Genomic DNA, 19,833 nt, shown 5'->3' with positions numbered 1-19,833 from the left:
GAATGTGGCTTTTTCGACAGAAAAAAACATTAGCGGAAAGCGGTTTTTTCCGTGGTTTCACCGATTGCCATAGTCACTTGTTGCCAGGTATTGATGATGGAGTAAAAACAGAAGAAGAAACATGGAGAATTTTGGATGAGATGGAGCGGCAAGGAGTGCGGAAAATATGGCTTACCCCTCACGTCATGGAAGACATGTCCAATAAAACTGTTACATTACAACAAAAATTTTTGAGCTTAAAACAAAAATATCAAGGGAAGGTGGAATTGGCTTTGGCTGCGGAATATATGTTGGATAACCTTTTTGAGGAACGGTTGGAAAAGGATGACCTGTTACCCCTTGAGGAGGGAAAACGTTATCTGTTAGTGGAAACTTCTTATTTCAATCCACCAATGGGATTACTGTCTATTTTGCAACGCATCCAAAAGAAAGGTTATCATCCTTTGTTGGCCCATCCGGAACGATATGAGTATATGCAAATGATGGATTATAAAACGTTAAAAAAGAACCAAATTTCTTTTCAATTAAATATACCGTCATTAGTCGGAATGTATGGTAAGCACATAGAGAAGAAAGCGAAGATATTATTAAAAGCAGGAATGTATGATTTAGGAGGAAATGATGTTCACTCCCTTATTTTTTATGTGACAACTTGTAAGCAAAAAATAGACAATCTGTCTTTCTTGAAAAATGTGTGTAAAATATAGCGTATTTACATTCGGGAAGACTTTGCCCTAATATGTGTTTTTTTATGTAAATGAATGATTTAATATTTAATACAAAGATAAATGAAAGCATGTTTCATGGGCTTGGGTTACATCGGACTACCTACAGCCATTATTGCCGCAAAGCACGGCATTCAAATAACAGGAGTTGACATTAATCCTCATGTAGTGAAAATGACCAATGCGGGACATTTGCACATCATTGAACCTGGCATGGAGGAAATGTTACAGGAAGTAGTGAAAGCTGGCATGTTGAAGGCTTCGGTTACACCGGAAGTCAGCGATGCATACTTCATGGTGGTCCCAACCCCGTTCAAGGGAAACCACGAGCCGGATGTGAGTTACGTGGAAGCGGCTACACGTGCCGTATTGCCGTTACTGAAAGAAGGGGATCTTTATGTAATAGAATCCACTTCACCTGTAGGAACTACAGAGGCTATGGCACGCATCATTTTTGGTGAACGTCCGGAATTGGAAAGTAAGATTTTCATAGCCTATTGCCCGGAGCGTGTATTGCCAGGTAATGTGATCTATGAATTGGTACACAACGATCGGGTCATCGGTGGTTTGAATCCTGAATCTACCGAAAAGGCAATAGCATTCTATTCGCAATTTGTGCAGGGCACACTTCACAAGACTAACTGCCGTACAGCGGAAATGTGTAAGCTGACGGAGAACTCCAGTCGCGATGTACAGATAGCTTTTGCCAATGAACTTTCGCTTATCTGCGACAAGGCTGGTATCAATGTTTGGGAACTTATTAACCTTGCCAACAAGCATCCGCGTGTAAATATCCTGCAACCCGGTTGCGGTGTAGGAGGTCATTGTATTGCGGTAGATCCATACTTTATCACTGCTGATTTCCCGGCAGAAAGCAAGTTAATCAGCGATGCACGTGATATTAACAACTACAAGAGTTTCTGGTGTGCTGAAAAGGTGAAGAACGCCATGTTGAAGTTTGAGTTGAAGAATCATCGTAAACCAGTTATAGCCATGATGGGATTGGCATTCAAATCAAATATTGACGATTTGCGTGAAAGTCCGGCGAAGTATATTACCACGAAAGTGATGCAGAGCTGCAACAATGCCGACATTTTGGTCGTAGAACCGAATGTAAAAGAGCACAACGTGTTTAAGCTGACTAACTACTGCGAAGCCTACGACAAGGCAGACATCGTGGTGTTCCTTACGGCTCACAACGAGTTTAAAGAGCTATCTTGGAGGAAGGATAAAATGATATTGGACTTTTGTGGAATATTCAAGAAATAATGGATATTTCTAAATAAGTGCAAATACAATTATCACCGAAACTAATGAAAATTGCACATAAAATAGTTCAAGTACCGGAAATGAAATTTTTATTAAGACCTTTTATACACAATGTAAAAAGGAATAATCAAAATATACATGAGATTTTCCAGGAAAAATCTCATGTATATTTTCGGAGTTTGATAAGATTTTGCCACAAAACAATATCTTTTGCAGCGTATTTACCAATATATTATTGGGGGCGGTTCGTAAAAAAATATCAAAAGCGTTTCGATATAATAATCACCAGTGCCTGATACAAGAATTATGCATCCAAATTAAAATATATACTCGAAAAAATAGGAATTTATGTTTATCCGAAGATTTGAAGTGTTAGCTGGAAATAAGACTTGTGAAGAAACATACAGGAAACGTCATATCGACATAGAATATATCTTACATATATGAAGACTATCCATCATGTCTGTGTGATTTTGGTTACGTTGACGGTACGGTATCGCATTTAGAATTGATGAAAAAAATTCGGTTGGGCAAAATTGGAAGAATCGAATTCCCTATCAGTCACGAAATAACACATTTTTTCGAAAACATAGAATCAACGTATTGGCTAATACAAATGAATGGATCTTGCAAGATATGAACTACTATATAACTTCCTATTCAGACTTTCACGACGATGACACAAAGCCAAGGATGTTTGAATAGAAAGAGGGTAAGGCGATATTAATGCATAGTGAGTATGAGGAGAAGTGGAATATTATTCCTGTATAAAATTCTTTTAGATAATCCTATTATTAGGTGATTTTAGGTTTCAAGATATGAAAGGGTTGAGTTTTATTAAGTCATCTTCAGGCAGAACTCAAAAGGCACAAAAGAATATTTTGGGGATGTTGCTCATAAAAATTTGCAACATCATTATTAATTTGGCTTATGTTCCATTGTTGATTAATAGTTTGAATCAAGATAGATATGGAATATGGTTGACAATTACTACAATTGTTTCTTGGATTGCATTTTTTGACATTGGGTTAGGTAATGGTCTGAGAAATAAATTGGCGGAATCAATTGCTTGTAAAGATGAAATAAATGCTCGAAAATATGTGAGTACTACTTATGGTGCAATGGGAATCTTATGTTTCTTGTTCTTTATCATAGAGGCCTGCATTGTTCCATTTTGCAATTGGAATAGTCTGCTAAACGCTCATTCGATTCCTAATGGTGAACTTACATTATTAATGTTATGGGTTCTTTCAAGTTTAGCATTTCAAATGCTACTAAAACTTCTAAATTCTGTATTGTACGCTTTACAAAAGCCGGCATTATCCTCATTGATATTGATGCTTAGTCAATTGTTCGCTTTCATTGGAATTTTTATTTATACAAATGTTTGCAATGAAGTTTCTCTTTTGAAATTGGGAATGATTATATCAATGGCTCCAGTCGTTGTATTGATGATTTTTTCATTGATACTGTTTAGAAAAATGATACCCCAATATATGCCAACCCCCTCTTTCTTTGAGCGTTCTAAAATAAAAGAGATTGTTATTCTTGGGAGTAAATTCTTTTGGATTCAATTGACGACTTTATTATTATTTCAGTCAAACAACTTGATAATCGCCCATACTTGTGGAAATACTTCTGTGGCTGAGTATAATATTGCCTACAAATACATTGGTTTGATAGAGATGGCCTTTATGATTATCATGACTCCTTTTTGGTCTGCTGCCACTGATGCTTATGCGAGAAAGGATTATCAATGGATTAAAGGAATATTAAAAAAACTACAATTCATTTCATATATAATGATTGCCGCTGGAGGAGTTTTGATTTTATTATCAGATTTTGTATACAAATGGTGGTTATCATCAACTATCAAACCCGATAAATCATTAATGTTTCTTCTATTATTGTATTTCTGCATCCAATTATCATGGGCTAGATATGGGAGCATAATCAATGGTATTGGGTGTGTAAAGCTCCAATTCTATATTACAATGATAGAGGCTTTTGTGCATATTCCATTGGCTTTATTGCTTGGTACTTATTGGGGTGTAAAAGGAGTAATTATTTCACTTATTATATCAACATTTGCCAATACTATTTGGCCTAAGATACAGATCAAAAATATTTTTTTAGGAAAACGAAGTATATGGGTAAAGTAAATTCTATTACAAAGCTAGAAATAGCGATATTTGTTTTTCTCACTATGATGATATCAGGAGCATCGTCCATTGCTAGTAATGATTTTATTAGAATTATAGTTGTGGGATTATTAGCTCTTTATAGCTTTATAAATCATAAGAATTTATATAATAATATTCTTTTTTATTTATTAAGTGGATGGATTTTAATAAACCTAATATCCTCATTATATTTTGGTAAAAATATAGATTTTTTTCCTTTTATAGGGAAAATTGTTTTGATCTATCTTGCATATTTATGTTTATCTTGTTGCAAGGATAACTTTTGGGATAAATATGAGCAATTTTTGTATAAACTGGCGTTAATTTCTACAATATTTTATATCTTATCCTTGTTCTTTCCCAGTATGTTTAATAGCCTTACTTCTGTATTCCGTCCTTTTACCGCTGATATTTTTTATCAGAAGGAGTCTCAGAAATACTATTTCTATGCTTTCTTTTTTACATATATGGGTAATGGAAACTTCAGGAATAGTGGTTTTATGTGGGAACCGGGTGCATATGCGATGATTTTAAATATCTTGATTGCATATAATATATGTCGACAAGGTTTTCAATTGAATAGACACATTAAGGTATATACTATAATCCTTTTAACTACATTTTCCACAGCAGGATATTTGGCATTTTTTATCATTTTGCTACTGTTTCTTTTGAAAGGACAAAATATTTATATAAAAGCACTTATTCTTATCTGTACTGCTTTTTCAATAGGTTGGTTGATGAATGCAGACTTCCTTCTTCCAAAAATCGAAGAATTTATATCCTCCGCACAAAAGGGAATAGTACACCATCAAGGTTACAGGAAACTATATGAAGCCAATAGAATCCTTTCTTTCAAATTGTTGACGGATAAATTTTTGATGTTTCCAATAGGTTGGGGTTGCGTCCAAGATACAACTTCATATATGGCTTTGAAACATATTGTTACTGTTAATGGCTTGGGAAACACATTAGTGACATGGGGTATTTTCGCATTCTCTTTTTTTATGTACTCGATTGGTAATTTTTTCTATCAATATAGGCAGTCAATTATTATTGTTACACTTTCATTATTAGTAGTATGTATTAGTTTTTTTAGTAATCCTATAGAAAATAACATACTACTCTATTTGTTAATTTTATCTCCTTATATCGTAGAATTTAATTGATAAAACATGAATATTGGCATTATTTGTAAATACCCTATTCCGTATGGAATGGCAGCCACAACACGTATCTTCTCATATTCTAAGGGCTTATTAGAATGTGGTGATAAAGTTGATGTATGGTCAATTGCACCTAATAATTTTAACGCGAATAATAATAATGAAGGCGTTTTTAATGGTATATCATATTTTTATTCATTCAGAAGCAAACGATTTAGTAATAAGCTATTCCATGCATATGAAATGATTTATTCTCTTTTTATCTTAGGTGTAAAATTACATAAAAGAGATAAAATTAGAAGATATGACGTGTTTATTATAAGCTCAGATAGTCTCATTTGCCTGCTGTATATGAGGGTATTAAATATATTATTTAAGAGAAAACTTATTTTTATTTTTGATGAGTATCCAACACCTATTAGAGGTAAATTAAAGAATAAAATACCATTTTGGAAAGAAGTGATTTATCGTGTTATTTTAAGTAAATATTCAGGATATATTTCCATGACCGAAAATTTATTGAAATATTATAAAAAAATCACAGACAATCCAGGTATTATAATTTCATCCATTACCGATGTCAATCGATTCCATAATATAATAAAAAAGCCTATAAATAAAACTAAGAAATTAATTTATATGGGAAATATGGAATTATCAAAAGATAATGTAGACAATATTTTGTACGCTTTATCTATCTTGCTAAGAGATAATTATGATGTCCATTTGTATCTTTTTGGAAAACCAAATTTAAAAGATAAATCTATATTGGAAAGGATTATTGAGCAAGAGGGATTAGCAAACAACACAAGTTTTAGATTTGCTCAATATAATGATGTTCCAAAGATTCTATCAGAAGCAGACATTTTAGTTTCCTCCCAACCTGTGACTGTTCGTGCAGACGGAGGATTCCCAACTAAATTGGGAGAATATTTAATGTCGGGTACTCCTGTATTATCAACCAATGTTGGAGAAACATCAAAATACTTTAAGGATGGCGAACATATGTATTTTGCAAAACCAGAATCGCCATTGGATTATGCTAACAAGCTCAAATATATCATAGATAATTATGAGAAAGCATTAGCTGTTGCTAAAAAAGGGAAAATGCTAATAGAGCAATCGTATTCTCATATATCTGCTGGAGAAAAGATGCATAAATTTTTAAAATCATTATAAATAGTATGTCAGTATTCAAAGACAAAGTCCTGTTAATTACAGGCGGTACGGGTTCCTTTGGGAATGCTGTGCTACGTCGTTTTCTTGACAGCGACATCAAGGAAATCAGAATTTTCAGTCGTGATGAGAAGAAGCAGGACGATATGCGTCACCGCTTGCAGAATTCTAAGGTGAAGTTCTATATCGGTAATGTCCGCAACAAGACTTCTGTAGATATTGCTATGCGTGGTGTTGACTACGTTTTTGCCGCCGCCGCTCTCAAGCAGGTGCCGAGTTGTGAGTTTTTCCCTATGGAGGCTACTCGCACTAATGTTCTCGGTACTGGAAACGTTCTTCTTTCTGCTATCGAGCATGGGGTAAAAAATGTTGTGGTCCTTTCTACTGATAAGGCAGCTTATCCTATCAATGCTATGGGTATCAGCAAAGCACTTATGGAGAAGGTTGCGATTGCTAAAGGTCGTGAACTTGGCGAGGGTGCGGCTACTACCATTTGTTGTACTCGTTATGGTAACGTTATGGCAAGCCGCGGTTCTGTTATCCCTTTGTGGGTTGAGCAGATGATAGAGGGTAATCCTATTACTATCACTGATCCGAATATGACCCGCTTTATGATGACTCTTGATGATGCTGTTGACTTGGTTATATACGCGTTTACCCATGGTCATAATGGTGATCTTTTTGTCCAAAAGGCTCCTGCCGCTACTTTGGAGACTCTTGCTACCGCACTGAAGGAAATATATTCTAAGGTTGATCCGAAATATGGAGATACTGAGGTTCGCGTTATTGGTACTCGCCACGGTGAGAAACTTTATGAGACTCTTGTCACTCGCGAGGAGATGGCTAAGGCTATTGATATGGGCAATTATTACCGTATTCCTTGTGATAACCGTGACTTAAATTATGACAAGTTCTTCTCTGAGGGTGATGAGGTGGTTTCTCGTATTGAGGATTATCATAGCCACAATACTCAGCGCCTTGATGTTGAGGGTATGAAGAAGCAGTTGATGCGTCTGCGCTTTATTCAGGAGGATTTGGGCTTGATTGAGAAGGCAAAGGCGCGCGAAATCCGTTCCGAATAGCCGGTGTGTGAAAACCGGCAATCTACTGCGTTGCCATCGACTTCGCAAAGTATTTTTTTTGGGGGGGGGAACAATTATTCAAAGTGTTCCCGCTATTGAGAAATCACCAATAGGAAATCTTTTACACACAGGAAGACATTATCTTTCTTTTCCATCATAATTAAATTTTATCTCAATGAAAATATTAGTTACCGGAGCCAAGGGCTTTGTCGGTCGAAATCTTGTTTCGCAACTTTACAATATCCGCGATGGCAAAGCTCGCAATTACGGCATTGACAGTGAGGACTTGGCCGTTTATGAATATGATATTGACAGTGACCCTGCCGACCTTGAGGAATATTGCAAGAATGCAGACTTTGTTTTCAATCTTGCCGGTGTTAACCGCCCGAAGGACAATTCTGAGTTTCTGAAGGGCAATTTCGGCTTTGCGTCGGTGCTTCTTGACACTTTGAAGAAGTATGGAAACACTTGCCCTGTTATGATTTCATCATCTATTCAGGCGGTTCTTGACAATCCTTACGGTGAGTCGAAGCGTGCTGGCGAGCAGTTGATGTTTGAATATTCGGCGGAAACTGGAGCGAAAGTGCTTGTCTACCGCTTCCCGAACGTTTTCGGAAAGTGGTGTCGTCCAAACTATAATAGTGCCATTGCAACTTTCTGCAACAATATAGCGAATGATCTTCCTATTAGCGTCAATGACCCGAGCATTGTTATGAATCTTGTTTATATAGACGACGTTGTTGATGAGATGATAGCGGCACTTAACGGCAACGAGCATTGCAATGAAAACTTCTGTGAAGTTCCAGTCACTCATACCCGCACACTTGGCGAGATTGTTGAGATTATCCGCTCGTTTAAGGATATGCCAGCAAATCTCGGCGTTGCAGATATGGGCGACGGTTTGGCTAAGAAACTCTATTCAACATACCTTACTTATCTGCCGAAGGAGCGTTTTGCGTATCCTTTGAAAATGAACGTCGACGAGCGCGGCAGTTTTACTGAATTTATCAGGACAGCCGATCGTGGTCAGGTTGCGGTGAATATATCCAAACCGGGTATTACCAAAGGTGAGCACTGGCACCATACAAAGGTGGAGAAATTCGTTGTAGTCAGCGGTCACGGCCTTATTCAGATGCGTAAGGTCGATTCAGACGAGGTCGTCAATTTTGAGGTTTCCGGCGATAAAATCGAGGTTGTTGAGACTATCCCGGGATACACTCATAACATTGTAAACCTTTCAGAAACAGAGAATCTTGTAACTCTGATTTGGTGTAACGAGTGCTTTGACCCGAACCGCCCAGATACTTATTTCGATAAAGTAGTAAAATAGCAGGTTATGTTGGTTATCGACAAAGAATTGCTTGACGGGGTAACGGCACAGGCAAAGGCGAGTCCCCGTTTGCGGATGAACTACAATCTGCATGACAGTCTTGAGGCAAAGGCGCAGAGACTGATGAACGCTATGGAACCCGGAACCGATTTGCCGATTCACCGCCATACCCATACTGCAGAAACGTATTTCGTTCTACGCGGTAGAATCAACGTGCTGTTTTACGGTGAAGATGGTCAGTTGGAAGAAAGCCGTGAACTTGACCCCTTGAAAGGATGTTACGGCGTTCAGATTCCTATCGGTCAATGGCATACGATTGAGGTCCTTGAAAGCGGAACGGTAATCTTTGAAGTTAAGGATGGACCGTACACACCACTTACTCCTAAAAATACAATGACAAAATAAAATATTATGGAATTAAAAACTGACTATTCAGATATAAAATTTGCGGAAAACGGCAAGTTGAAACTTTTGATAATTGTAGGAACAAGACCTGAAATTATCCGCCTTGCAGCCGTTATCAGTAAGTGCCGCATCTATTTCGACACAATCCTTGCTCATACAGGCCAGAACTATGACTATAACTTGAACGGCATCTTTTTCAAAGACCTGAAGTTGAAAGAACCAGAAGTGTATATGGATGCCGTTGGCGATGACCTCGGTTCAACAATGGGAAATATCATAAGTGCTTCCTATAAACTCATGTCGCAGGTAAAGCCCGATGCTGTACTTGTTCTTGGCGATACAAACTCATGCCTGTCAGTTATCGGAGCAAAGCGTCTGCACATACCTATCTTCCACATGGAAGCAGGTAATAGATGCAAGGATGAGAACCTTCCGGAAGAGACAAACCGCCGTATCGTCGATATCATCAGTGACGTCAACCTTGCCTATAGCGAGCATGCTCGCCGCTATCTTGCAGAATGCGGATTGCCGAAGGAGAGGACATACGTTACCGGTTCACCAATGGCGGAAGTCCTTCATAATAATCTTGAAGAGATTGAGGCAAGCGACATTCATAACCGTCTCGGCCTTGAAAAGGGCAAATATATCCTTCTTAGCGCCCACCGTGAGGAGAATATCGACTCAGAAAAGAACTTCACTTCATTGTTCCGGGCAATCAATGCGATGGCAGAGAAGTACGATATGCCGGTGCTTTATAGTTGCCACCCAAGAAGCCGCAAACGCCTTGCCGCAAACGGATTCCAATTAGACAAAAGAGTAATTCAGCACGAGCCTCTCGGATTTCATGATTATAACTGTCTCCAGATGAACGCATTTGCCGTTGTCAGCGACAGTGGAACATTGCCAGAGGAGAGTTCATTCTTCACATCAGTAGGCCATTCGTTCCCGGCAATCTGCATCCGCACGAGCACAGAGCGTCCGGAAGCCCTCGACAAGGCATGCTTCATATTGGCAGGCATTGACGAAAAATCATTGCTTCAGGCGGTTGATACAGCCGTAGAGATGAACAAGAATCAAGATAACGGCATTCCAGTGCCAAACTATGTTGATGAGAACGTATCAACAAAGACCGTTAAACTCATCCAAAGTTACACCGGCGTTGTCAATAAAATGATATGGAGAAAATAATTAAGAATTTTACCTAAATCATCAATAAATAATGAAAGTTCTTTATTCTCATCATGGCATGAAAGGAAAAAATGGATGGGGACGAACCTTTTATATGGCACAAGGATTAGCAGATTTAGGACATGATGTGACCTTATTAACAATCAATCCTAAATGTTCATTCTTTAAGATAAATACTATTATCTATCAAGGTGTTAAAATAAAAGTACTACCAGACTTTTTTCCTGCCAAAATGAAATCCTCAGGTTTTGCTATTTGGAGTACTTTATTTGGATTGATATACTCGATGTTCCATAAATTTGAAATATGTATAGCAGATTGTGGACATAGATTTACTTCCTTACCTTGTAAATTAAATAGATTTATTTATCATTCTGTTTATATTTCTGAGTGGTGGGATTTCTTTGGTAAAGGAGGTTATATTAAAAAGAAAAGTAGATTGTTTAGGTTAACATACGGTAGACTGGAATGCTATAATGAACTCAACGATAAAAGAAAAGCTGATGCTATAGTCGTATTATCTACTTTTATGAAAGATAGGGCTGTTGAAAATGGAATTGACTCAGAAAAAATTTTTATTGTTCCTGGTGGGTCTATAGTGAAAGATGTAAAGCCGTTATATCCATCCTATTCATCTGTTGAAAAACGAAAAATAAATATAGCATACATTGGCATTAATAATCACGAAATTGATTTGATAGCTCCGTTTATAGAAGCATTGAAATGTGAAAATGTTAAAAACAGTTACAGGTTGATTCTATATGGGAATACTATCTCAAACGAAAAGTGGAATCAATTAGGATTGTCTGAAATTGCTGAATATAGAGGATGGTTAGATTATTCTAAAGATGTTTCTACCTTAAAAGATATAGATGTGTTTTTGCAATTATTAGATGACAACAATGTTTCTAAAGCTGGATGGCCTAATAAATTAGGTGATTATTTAGCATTTGGGAAGCCCGTTATATTGTCACCTTATGGTGATATAATTGATTTTGTAAAAAATGAAAAAGGTTTTTTTATAGTAGAATACAATAAATACTCGATATTAAAAATTTTACAAGAAATTAAAGATATACCTTATAGCGATTTAAAGACCATGGGGTACGCTAATAGGCAATTAGCGGAAAAAATCTCATGGAAAAATAGAGCAAAAAATATAGAATATATATGCAATAAAATTAGATTTAATAATGAAACTGTCAAGAATTAAAAAACTTGTCTTCCTTCATTTACAGCATTTGCCAATGAAGTCAAGGGGGTGGAGACCAACGCTTTGTAAATGGGGGGGGGTAAACATCAAATGCCCTAAAAAGACCTTCATCGGAGAGGACGTTATTTTCGACACAAATTATCCCGAAGATATTGTCATTGAAGAGGGCGTGCGCCTGACTGTCGGCGTCCGGATTGTAACGCATTTCATGAACCCGAAGACAGGCAGTTATGACCGCGGTCAAGTGCATGTTGGCAAAGGAGCCTACATTGGCATGGGAACAATGGTTGTCAAGCCGGTCACAATCGGAGAAGGGGCAATCGTAGGCGCCGGGGCAATAGTGACGAAAGATATACCGTCAAACGAAGTATGGGCAGGAAACCCCGCCCGCTTTATCAGAAAACGATAAAATTATGCCAAACGCAATATTTTTTTACAGAATACAGAGGTGGTTATACTTACACCACATTCCATTTTTACCTAAATTAATTCAACTATTAATTTTTCTGATTTACAACACTAAAATTACTGCTGATTCAAAAATCGGTAAAGGATCTTATTTTGTTTGTAAAGGAATTAGCACTGTACTAATCCCAGGAACGGAAATTGGAGAAAACTGCGTATTAGGTTTACGATTCTCAACAGTAAGAAAATTTCCATATAAAAACGTTCCTAAAATTGGCAATAACGTTTTTATCGGTCCAAACGTTGTAATCTGTGGACCAGTAGAAATTGGTGATAACTGTATTGTTGCAGCTAATTCGTTTGTTGATAAATCATTAAGGGGGGGGGTAATTGTTGCAGGCTCTCCTGCTAAAATAATCGGATATACTAAAGACTTAAACTATAATATTTCTTCAAATCAAAAAGATTTAGATGGAATAGCACCATATCTGCAACCAAAAGAGTAAATCAAAAGTTGCAATCGGATATAGTTTTAAAAGGATAAAACTATGTTGAATGCAATCTCTTTTTATCGGGTATCAAGGTGGCTGTACTTGCACCACATTCCTGTACTGCCAAAATTGATAACATTGCTTATTTTCCTAATCTACAACAGCAAGATTCCATACCAGGTAAAGATTGGCAGAGGGTCAACTTTTGGATACGGAGGTATGGGTATTATTATCCATTCTAAATCAATTATAGGGGGAAACCGCACTATATGTCAGCAAGTTACCATAGAAGGGTAATTCAAGATTTCGGGAGTACCTGTGATAGGTAATAATGTTTATATTGCGAAAGGTTCTATCGTTATGGGTGGTATAACAATCGGAAACAATGTTACAAATAGGAGCAAACGCAGTCGTAACCAAACCAGTTCCCGATAATGCTATCGTTGCAGGCGTACCCGCCAAAATTCTAAGGATTAAAGAATAACATAATATGCATAAAGTTATCAATTCTTTTCGTTTGCTGAAGGAGTATTGCGAGAATGAGGGGTTCAAGGGTTGGGATCCCTATGACGGACTTAACTCGAAGGTTTTTCAGGCGTTGCCGTTCCTGAAGAAGTCGGCAATCTGCCGCCTGGTTGTTATCCAAGGATTTAAGCGCTGCCCAGTCAATCTCCGCAGGCTTGCGCTTGTTCCCAAGGAATATAATGCCAAGGGCATCGGGCTTTTCCTTTCCGGTTACTGCAACCTATATAATGCGGTTAAGGCAAACCCCAAACTTGCGGAAAGCCTCGGCTCTCCCGATTCCCTGAAATCACGGATTAACGAACTGGCTGAACTGCTGATCTCTCTACAATCAAAAGGTTACAGCGGTGCTTGCTGGGGATATAACTTTGACTGGCAGGCTCGCAGACTTTTCCTTTTCCCAAAGTTTACTCCAACCGTTGTTGCGAGCAATTTCTGTGCAACCGCCCTTATGGAAGCATACGAAATTACCAGAGAGAAAAGGTATCTTGAAATCGCTCTCAGTGCGGCAAATTTCGTTATCAACGACCTTCACCGCACGGAATATAAGGACGGATTCCTATTCTCTTACAGCCCGTTGCAGGGAAACGACACTGTCTTTAACGCCTCACTGCTCGGCTCAAGGATGCTTAGTTTTTGCTACAAGTACACAGGCAACGAGGAATACCGCAAACTTGCAGAGCAAAGCATAAAGGCATGCTGCTCAGGTCAAAAGCCAAACGGTGCATGGGTATATGGCATGCTACCCGTTCAGAGTTGGGTTGACAGTTTTCATACAGGCTATAACCTTGATGCGCTTATTGCATATCAGGAGCTGACAGGCGACAATAAGTATCGCAAATATATCGAGAAGGGCTTTGAATTCTATATTCAAAACTTCTTTGAAGCCAACGGAATGCCAAAATACTACGACAACCGCACTTATCCCATTGACATTCACTGCTCGGGGCAGTTGCTCGTAACGCTCGCAAGGTTGCACAAGATCGAAGAATACAAGGAAATTGTAGAAAAGGTCATTGAATGGACTATCTGCAATATGCAAAACCGGAAAGGCTATTTCTACTACCAGTTAAAGCCGGGGATAAGTTCAAAAATATCATATATGCGTTGGAGCAATGCGTTTATGTTTAATGCTATGAGCCATTATTTACTTGCCGAATAATATTTTAATCTTATGGATAAAGTTTCATTAAACGGGGTCGAAATATTCCCTTTCGACTCCGAACAGCAACTATTGCATTATGTGGACACGCATAAGGGCATATTGGTAGCGATCAATGCAGAAAAGATATTGCATGCCACGGAACAGACACGTGCCGTTATCAATCGAAATATTGGGTATTGTGATGGAGCCGGTGCACAAATGGCTTTAAAGCAGAAAGGTTATAAAGATGCCTGTAAGATTCCCGGATGTGAACTATGGCTAAAGATTATTACTCGCTTTTACAAGGAAAAGACATTCTATCTGGTTGGTGGAAAGCCGCAAATCGTAAATGAGACCGTAGAGAAACTGTGTTCTGAATATAAGGATATCCGAATAGTGGGCTATCGTAACGGCTATATCAAGACGGATGAAGAGAAACGACGATTGATAGACGATATTGTGGAGAAGAAACCGGATGTGGTATTCGTGGCTATGGGGTCGCCAAAGCAGGAATTGCTGATGGAGGAGATGCAGCAACGGCATCGCGCTATCTTCCAAGGCTTGGGTGGTAGTTTCGATGTCTATACAGGTCATGTGCAGCGCGCACCGAAATGGTGGGTGGAGCATAATCTGGAATTTGCTTATCGCTTGATAAAAGAACCCAAAAGAATTAAACGTCAGATCCACTTGGTGAAGTATGCTTGGTGGCTGATGAAGAAAAAATTATAAACAAAGGATATATGAAGAAAGTGATGTTGGTCTTCGGCACCCGTCCGGAGGCAATCAAGATGGCTCCGCTGGTGAAAGAATTCCAGAAACAGCCAAAACGGGTAGAGACTGTGGTGTGCGTAACCGGACAGCATCGGGAAATGCTGGATCAGGTGTTGAAGATATTCGACATCAAACCGGATTATGATTTGAATATCATGAAGCAGGGACAGGATCTGTATGATGTGACCGCTCGTGTGCTGACCGGTATGCGTGATGTACTGAAAGAGGTAAAGCCCGATGTGGTATTGGTACATGGGGATACTACCACTTCTACAGTTGCAGCTTTGGCTGCTTTTTATCAACAGATACCGGTGGGACATGTGGAAGCTGGTTTGCGTACACATAATATTTATAGCCCATGGCCGGAGGAGATGAATCGGTTGTTGACGGGACGTCTGGCGACCTATCATTTTTCTCCCACTCCGTTAAGTCGTAATAATCTGATTAAAGAGAGCGTTGATGACCGCAATATCATTGTAACTGGCAACACAGTGATTGATGCGCTTTATTGGGTAGTAGATAAAATCAAGAACAACAAGGAGCTAGATAATGAACTAGAAGATATATTGAGCAAAGCGGGTTATGATGTAAACCGCTTGAACAATGGCAAGAAGCTGGTATTGATTACGGGGCATCGCCGTGAGAACTTTGGTGACGGATTTATCAATATGTGTACAGCTATTAAAGATTTGACGGTTAAATATCCAGATTTGGATTTTGTTTATCCTATGCACTTGAATCCTAATGTGCGCAAGCCGATTCATGAGGTGTTCGGGGAGAATCTGTCCGGCTTAAAAAATATGTTCTTCATTGAACCATTGGAGTATTTGAGTTTTGTGTATCTAATGGAGAAGAGCAGCATCGTATTGACAGATAGCGGTGGCATTCAGGAGGAAGCTCCGGGACTGGGTAAACCGGTATTGGTGATGCGTGATACCACGGAGCGACCAGAAGCATTAGATGCCGGAACGGTGAAACTGGTAGGTACGGACTATAATAAGATTGTAAACGAAGTATCATCTTTGATTGATGATAAAGCAGCTTATGAAAAAATGAGTAAGGCTGTAAATCCGTACGGTGACGGATTAGCCTGCGGACGTATTGTAAATGCATTGTTATATAGGATATAAGCTGAGCTATGAAGCTGATGCTGAAAAATATTTTTACAAATTGAAATACTTGTTATTACTTATGGTTTGCATTACCAAGAGCTAATAAACTTAAAGTGAAAGTTTTTTCTGGAGTTGAACTTCATTATCGGGACTTGTTTCATGGTAAGATATACGAATTGTTGCAAAACCTAACATCGGGTATAAAATGAAGAATGATAAACGAAAAAAGGAAATTTTTCGGTGGATATTCCTCGGAGGACTTTTGTTGTTTGTGACTTTTCCTGTTTTTACGCAGTAAATACAAGAATGAGTGGATTGATTTATGTGCCGAGCACGGACATAGATGATGGAGGAAAAACTCGCATAGGTGGTCACTTTTTCAGAAAAGAGTTCCTGCCCGATGTCAGCTTGAATTCGTTAGGAAAGTGGATGTATCATACAGGCAATCATTTTTTGAGCATCATTCCTTTTTCATAGATTGAGCTGGAATTATTTGTACTATACAGAAAAAATTAAAAGACAGCAATATAGATAATATGGATTTTGATCACAAGAATTGATATTTATCTAAAAGAATCAGGCCTATCAAAGAAAACGAATGATGATCATGTATTGCTATTGGAAGTAATGATCACATTACGACGAGTGACAAGGTGAAAAGAGATGATTGGCCGGATAGTAGAAGAACCATATTGGGGAACTATTATGTTGCTGTCACTAAATATACGAAAAAAAACATATCATAGGTTTCTATGTCACCTACCGAAAATGAAAACGTGATTACAATTAAATGGAATGGAGTGGCAGACTGTATGACTTATCAGTCCTCTTTGCAAAACGGGAAATATTCTTCGGAAGGTATATGCTTTTACATCAACCTACTGTAAAATACTAATCAAGAAAATAATAAGGATGCCTACAGTCGTTGTCCGTTTTGAGACTTGTAAGAAAGCCATAGGGTACGGTACGGTTTATTACCGTATCTACAAAGGACATAACCGACGTATGGAATTTTCTTCCCACCTTCACCTACCAACTTCTTCTTGGGATGAAACCACAAAGACAATCCGGGGAGAGCATCCCAAAGCCTGTCTCTTTCGTGCTCAGATGGAAGCGGATCTTCGGCTTTTGAACCGGATTATAACGGAAGATGTTACCGGTCGACTGACAATGGGCGATATGATAGCCCTCTTTAAACAGCAAAGGACAATAATCAAATGAACTTTTGACTTGTAAGTAAATAGGATGGTACCGTCTTTGACAGATTGCTATCACCGTCTAGGTTTTCAGGTAACAGAATCCGAAGATGGATTACGGATAGGCTTCAAACCGGGAATGGCACATGCTATCGTGAAGGAGATTTGGAACGAGCAGCCTTTGACCCGTTCGGATGTTGAAAGGTTTTATGAAAAGCTTTCTTCACTGAACAAAGGATATCGAAATCTCTATTTCAGGATCGTGGCGCACGGTGGATTCCTGCCGGAGGCATTGGACTTTGAACTGCACGGGCTGACCGTTTCGGATGAAAGCTATATTGAAAGCCTCTTGTCCGGAAGACATGTGGAGCTTTATCCGCATAACGAAGCGGCTTACAGGGCGATCATGCGGGGATTCAAACAACACCGTATCGGTACGGTCGTGCAGGCTACCGGAACAGGGAAATCCTATTTGCTGGCACGCTATATCGCAGATCATGCAAAGGAAAATATATTGGTCTTTGCTCCGAACATCACGATTCTGGATGAGATCCGGAAAGCCGTCGGATTCTCCATTCCGCAAGTGACGTACCGGACATTCCAGTCACTGATTCGTAACCGGGAGGACAATGGGTTGTTACGGGCAGATCATATTCTTATTGATGAATTCCATCATTTCGGGGCGGAAATTTGGGGAAGTGCCTTGCAGGAAGTGATAGAAAACAATCCCTGTGCCTATGTCCTGGGAACATCGGCAACGCCAATCCGTCCGGAAGGAATGATCGATACGGTGGATCTTTATTTCGAAGGAAATTTGTTTTATGAACTTACCTTGCCGCAAGCTTGGTATTACAATATCTTACCAGTGCCGATCCTGGTACAAAGTGCTTACGGGCTGGACAACGAACTGGATCGGCTGCAAAGAAAGCTGGAACGCAGCGGTTGTTCAGTCCGCCGGAGAGAGCGCATCCAAAAGAAACTGGACCTGGCGCGGGTCGATTTCAAAGGTGCTTTGGGTGCGTCGTCGGTGATCCGGAAGTTCCTACCCGAAAGCGTACGCAAACTGCTGGTTTTCTGTCGCGACCTGGCCGATCTCAGACAGATGGTGCCGGAAGTGTGCGACTGGCTCACACAGGCAGGCCGATCGATTACGCCATTTGAAATCCATCATGCGCAAAGCGAGCAGGAGAATCAGCGGCTGTTGGCCGCTTTCCGAGAAGAGTCGGACCGGTTACACGTACTCTTTTCCGTCAATATGCTGATCGAAGGATTGCATGTCGAGGGAGTGGATGCCGTCTTGTTCCTGCGGCGCACCGAATCTTACATTGTCACCCTGCAACAGCTGGGGCGCTGTCTGGATGCCGGAAGCGGGAAACAGCCGGTCGTCTTGGATTTCGTGAATAACCTGTCGGGTAAATCGGTCTACGACGTGATGGCGTGCCACTGGGAGCGACTCTCTTATCTTCCATCGCCCCACGGATTTGAAAGAACAACCTCGTTCCTCGCTACCGGCTATTTGTCGGATATCCGGCTCCGCATCGAAGAGATCCTGGCCGAGCTGGAACCATGGCAGATTATGTACGAGCGGCTGGTCGAGTTCCACCGGGAAGAGAACGACTGGCCTTCAGTGACGGAAGGGAAACTGGGCCTTTGGTGCAACACGCAACGCATCGCCTACAAACGAGGCTGTCTTGCCAAGGAACGGTGCGACCAGCTTGATGCAATCGGTTTTGAGTGGAATCAGCTCGACTCCAAATGGATGAGGGAATACCATGCATTGAAAGTCTTCTTTGATACCTGCGGACGCTGGCCCAAACGTGAAGACGGCCCGCTTGCGACCTGGTGTTATACCCAGCGGGAAAGACGGAAGGATGGACGTTTGAGCAAAGAGCGCATCCGGGCTTTGAATGAGATCGGCTTTGTCTGGAATCAGAACCTCCAAGGGGAATGGATGAAGAACTACGAGGAGCTGAAGTCTTTTGTCAGAAAATATCGGCGTTTCCCTAAATCGACGGAAGGGAATTTGGGCGGATGGTGCCATACACAACGGAAAATGCGTAAACAGGGAAAGTTACCCAATGACCGTCGGCTCCTGTTGGATAAAATAGGATTTGTCTGGTCGGCGGAACAGGTCTGGCAAGGCAACTTCGAACAATTGTGCCTGTTCCATAACCTGCAAGGACGATGGCCGGGATGCCGTGAAGGAGCATTGGGACGCTGGTGTACCATTCAAAGACGGGATTACCGCAAGGGGAACATGTCAGACGAGCGAAAAGCACAATTGGAAAGAATCGGTTTCCCTCTTGCCTGATATGGAATATATTCGATTCTATCCGTTATGAAAGTTGTCTATTCAATTATAATCAACATTGGAACAGTGTCTGTCATTACCCGGATTTGGAACTGCCAGCATACGGGTGGAACCAACTGATAAAACCGGAATAAGACCAATCTC

18 protein-coding genes are annotated in these 19,833 nt (G+C 39.8%); all 18 read left to right on the top strand.

The annotated features are described in order from the left end of the window. Positions 1–2: 2 nt before the first annotated feature. The 18 genes from DBK98_RS20995 to DBK98_RS20910 all read left to right on the top strand — a co-directional run bounded on the left by DBK98_RS20995 (position 3) and on the right by DBK98_RS20910 (position 19,689). Positions 3–707 (top strand): tyrosine-protein phosphatase, encoded by a 705-nt coding sequence (locus DBK98_RS20995; RefSeq protein ID WP_005656934.1) that lies wholly within the window; start codon positions 3–5, stop codon positions 705–707. 81 nt (positions 708–788) lie between these two features. After that, positions 789–1,994 carry a UDP-N-acetyl-D-mannosamine dehydrogenase gene (gene wecC / locus DBK98_RS20990; RefSeq protein WP_033572547.1) on the top strand — a complete coding sequence of 402 codons (1,206 nt, stop codon included), beginning with the start codon at positions 789–791 and terminating at the stop codon, positions 1,992–1,994. Positions 1,995–2,812: 818 nt separating this feature from the next. After that, positions 2,813–4,156 (top strand): lipopolysaccharide biosynthesis protein, encoded by a 1,344-nt coding sequence (locus DBK98_RS20985; protein ID WP_005636855.1) that lies wholly within the window; start codon positions 2,813–2,815, stop codon positions 4,154–4,156. Then, positions 4,144–5,346, top strand: coding sequence for a hypothetical protein (locus tag DBK98_RS20980; RefSeq protein ID WP_005636858.1), 1,203 nt, complete (start codon positions 4,144–4,146; stop codon positions 5,344–5,346). The genes DBK98_RS20985 and DBK98_RS20980 overlap by 13 nt, the downstream gene beginning before the upstream one ends. A gap of 6 nt (positions 5,347–5,352) precedes the next feature. Beyond that, complete coding sequence (locus DBK98_RS20975; protein WP_005636860.1) at positions 5,353–6,522, top strand: glycosyltransferase; 1,170 nt, start codon at positions 5,353–5,355, stop codon at positions 6,520–6,522. Positions 6,523–6,527: 5 nt separating this feature from the next. Beyond that, positions 6,528–7,601 carry a polysaccharide biosynthesis protein gene (locus DBK98_RS20970; RefSeq protein ID WP_005636862.1) on the top strand — a complete coding sequence of 358 codons (1,074 nt, stop codon included), beginning with the start codon at positions 6,528–6,530 and terminating at the stop codon, positions 7,599–7,601. A 175-nt stretch (positions 7,602–7,776) separates the two neighbouring features. Continuing rightward, on the top strand, positions 7,777–8,931 hold the full coding sequence (locus tag DBK98_RS20965) for a capsular polysaccharide biosynthesis protein CapF (RefSeq protein WP_005656928.1): 1,155 nt from the start codon (positions 7,777–7,779) through the stop codon (positions 8,929–8,931). Between the two features lie 6 nt (positions 8,932–8,937). Beyond that, entirely contained in the window at positions 8,938–9,336 is a 399-nt protein-coding gene (locus tag DBK98_RS20960; RefSeq protein ID WP_005636866.1) for a WbuC family cupin fold metalloprotein, read from the top strand. Between the two features lie 6 nt (positions 9,337–9,342). Further along, positions 9,343–10,524 (top strand): non-hydrolyzing UDP-N-acetylglucosamine 2-epimerase, encoded by a 1,182-nt coding sequence (gene wecB, locus DBK98_RS20955; RefSeq protein ID WP_005636869.1) that lies wholly within the window; start codon positions 9,343–9,345, stop codon positions 10,522–10,524. Between the two features lie 31 nt (positions 10,525–10,555). Next, a complete protein-coding gene (locus tag DBK98_RS20950; protein ID WP_005636871.1) occupies positions 10,556–11,737 on the top strand; it encodes a glycosyltransferase in 1,182 nt (393 codons plus the stop codon). Between the two features lie 34 nt (positions 11,738–11,771). Next, positions 11,772–12,146: an acyltransferase gene (locus tag DBK98_RS20945; protein WP_172679981.1), complete on the top strand. Its 375-nt coding sequence runs from the start codon at positions 11,772–11,774 to the stop codon at positions 12,144–12,146. A 4-nt stretch (positions 12,147–12,150) separates the two neighbouring features. Then, entirely contained in the window at positions 12,151–12,648 is a 498-nt protein-coding gene (locus tag DBK98_RS20940; RefSeq protein ID WP_007219052.1) for a serine O-acetyltransferase, read from the top strand. Between the two features lie 303 nt (positions 12,649–12,951). Further along, complete coding sequence (locus DBK98_RS20935; RefSeq protein ID WP_227980272.1) at positions 12,952–13,068, top strand: hypothetical protein; 117 nt, start codon at positions 12,952–12,954, stop codon at positions 13,066–13,068. A gap of 55 nt (positions 13,069–13,123) precedes the next feature. After that, positions 13,124–14,317: a glycoside hydrolase family 88 protein gene (locus DBK98_RS20930; RefSeq protein WP_033572546.1), complete on the top strand. Its 1,194-nt coding sequence runs from the start codon at positions 13,124–13,126 to the stop codon at positions 14,315–14,317. A gap of 12 nt (positions 14,318–14,329) precedes the next feature. Next, a complete protein-coding gene (locus tag DBK98_RS20925; RefSeq protein ID WP_033572545.1) occupies positions 14,330–15,028 on the top strand; it encodes a WecB/TagA/CpsF family glycosyltransferase in 699 nt (232 codons plus the stop codon). 11 nt (positions 15,029–15,039) lie between these two features. Beyond that, positions 15,040–16,200, top strand: coding sequence for a non-hydrolyzing UDP-N-acetylglucosamine 2-epimerase (gene wecB / locus DBK98_RS20920; RefSeq protein ID WP_033572554.1), 1,161 nt, complete (start codon positions 15,040–15,042; stop codon positions 16,198–16,200). Between the two features lie 894 nt (positions 16,201–17,094). Continuing rightward, complete coding sequence (locus tag DBK98_RS20915) at positions 17,095–17,403, top strand: Arm DNA-binding domain-containing protein (protein ID WP_033572544.1); 309 nt, start codon at positions 17,095–17,097, stop codon at positions 17,401–17,403. Positions 17,404–17,427: 24 nt separating this feature from the next. Next, entirely contained in the window at positions 17,428–19,689 is a 2,262-nt protein-coding gene (locus DBK98_RS20910) for a Helicase associated domain protein (protein WP_005636894.1), read from the top strand. Positions 19,690–19,833: the final 144 nt, after the last annotated feature.

Source organism: Bacteroides sp. PHL 2737 (assembly GCF_004115325.2).
Lineage (GTDB): Bacteria > Bacteroidota > Bacteroidia > Bacteroidales > Bacteroidaceae > Bacteroides > Bacteroides hominis.
The sequence above is the reverse complement of the archived record's forward strand: the minus strand, read 5'-3'. Positions and strand labels throughout refer to the sequence as shown.

Bases quoted from the DNA above. Each gene is read 5' to 3' on its own strand.
- DBK98_RS20925 (WP_033572545.1), top strand. From the start codon at position 14,330: ATGGATAAAGTTTCATTAAACGGGGTCGAAATATTCCCTTTCGACTCC.
- wecC (WP_033572547.1), top strand. From the start codon at position 789: ATGAAAGCATGTTTCATGGGCTTGGGTTACATCGGACTACCTACAGCC.
- DBK98_RS20910 (WP_005636894.1), top strand. From the start codon at position 17,428: ATGGTACCGTCTTTGACAGATTGCTATCACCGTCTAGGTTTTCAGGTA.
- wecB (WP_033572554.1), top strand. From the start codon at position 15,040: ATGAAGAAAGTGATGTTGGTCTTCGGCACCCGTCCGGAGGCAATCAAG.
- DBK98_RS20975 (WP_005636860.1), top strand. From the start codon at position 5,353: ATGAATATTGGCATTATTTGTAAATACCCTATTCCGTATGGAATGGCA.
- DBK98_RS20940 (WP_007219052.1), top strand. From the start codon at position 12,151: ATGCCAAACGCAATATTTTTTTACAGAATACAGAGGTGGTTATACTTA.
- DBK98_RS20960 (WP_005636866.1), top strand. From the start codon at position 8,938: ATGTTGGTTATCGACAAAGAATTGCTTGACGGGGTAACGGCACAGGCA.
- DBK98_RS20965 (WP_005656928.1), top strand. From the start codon at position 7,777: ATGAAAATATTAGTTACCGGAGCCAAGGGCTTTGTCGGTCGAAATCTT.
- DBK98_RS20915 (WP_033572544.1), top strand. From the start codon at position 17,095: ATGCCTACAGTCGTTGTCCGTTTTGAGACTTGTAAGAAAGCCATAGGG.
- DBK98_RS20995 (WP_005656934.1), top strand. From the start codon at position 3: ATGTGGCTTTTTCGACAGAAAAAAACATTAGCGGAAAGCGGTTTTTTC.
- DBK98_RS20980 (WP_005636858.1), top strand. From the start codon at position 4,144: ATGGGTAAAGTAAATTCTATTACAAAGCTAGAAATAGCGATATTTGTT.
- DBK98_RS20945 (WP_172679981.1), top strand. From the start codon at position 11,772: ATGAAGTCAAGGGGGTGGAGACCAACGCTTTGTAAATGGGGGGGGGTA.
- DBK98_RS20985 (WP_005636855.1), top strand. From the start codon at position 2,813: ATGAAAGGGTTGAGTTTTATTAAGTCATCTTCAGGCAGAACTCAAAAG.
- DBK98_RS20950 (WP_005636871.1), top strand. From the start codon at position 10,556: ATGAAAGTTCTTTATTCTCATCATGGCATGAAAGGAAAAAATGGATGG.
- DBK98_RS20970 (WP_005636862.1), top strand. From the start codon at position 6,528: ATGTCAGTATTCAAAGACAAAGTCCTGTTAATTACAGGCGGTACGGGT.
- DBK98_RS20930 (WP_033572546.1), top strand. From the start codon at position 13,124: ATGCATAAAGTTATCAATTCTTTTCGTTTGCTGAAGGAGTATTGCGAG.
- wecB (WP_005636869.1), top strand. From the start codon at position 9,343: ATGGAATTAAAAACTGACTATTCAGATATAAAATTTGCGGAAAACGGC.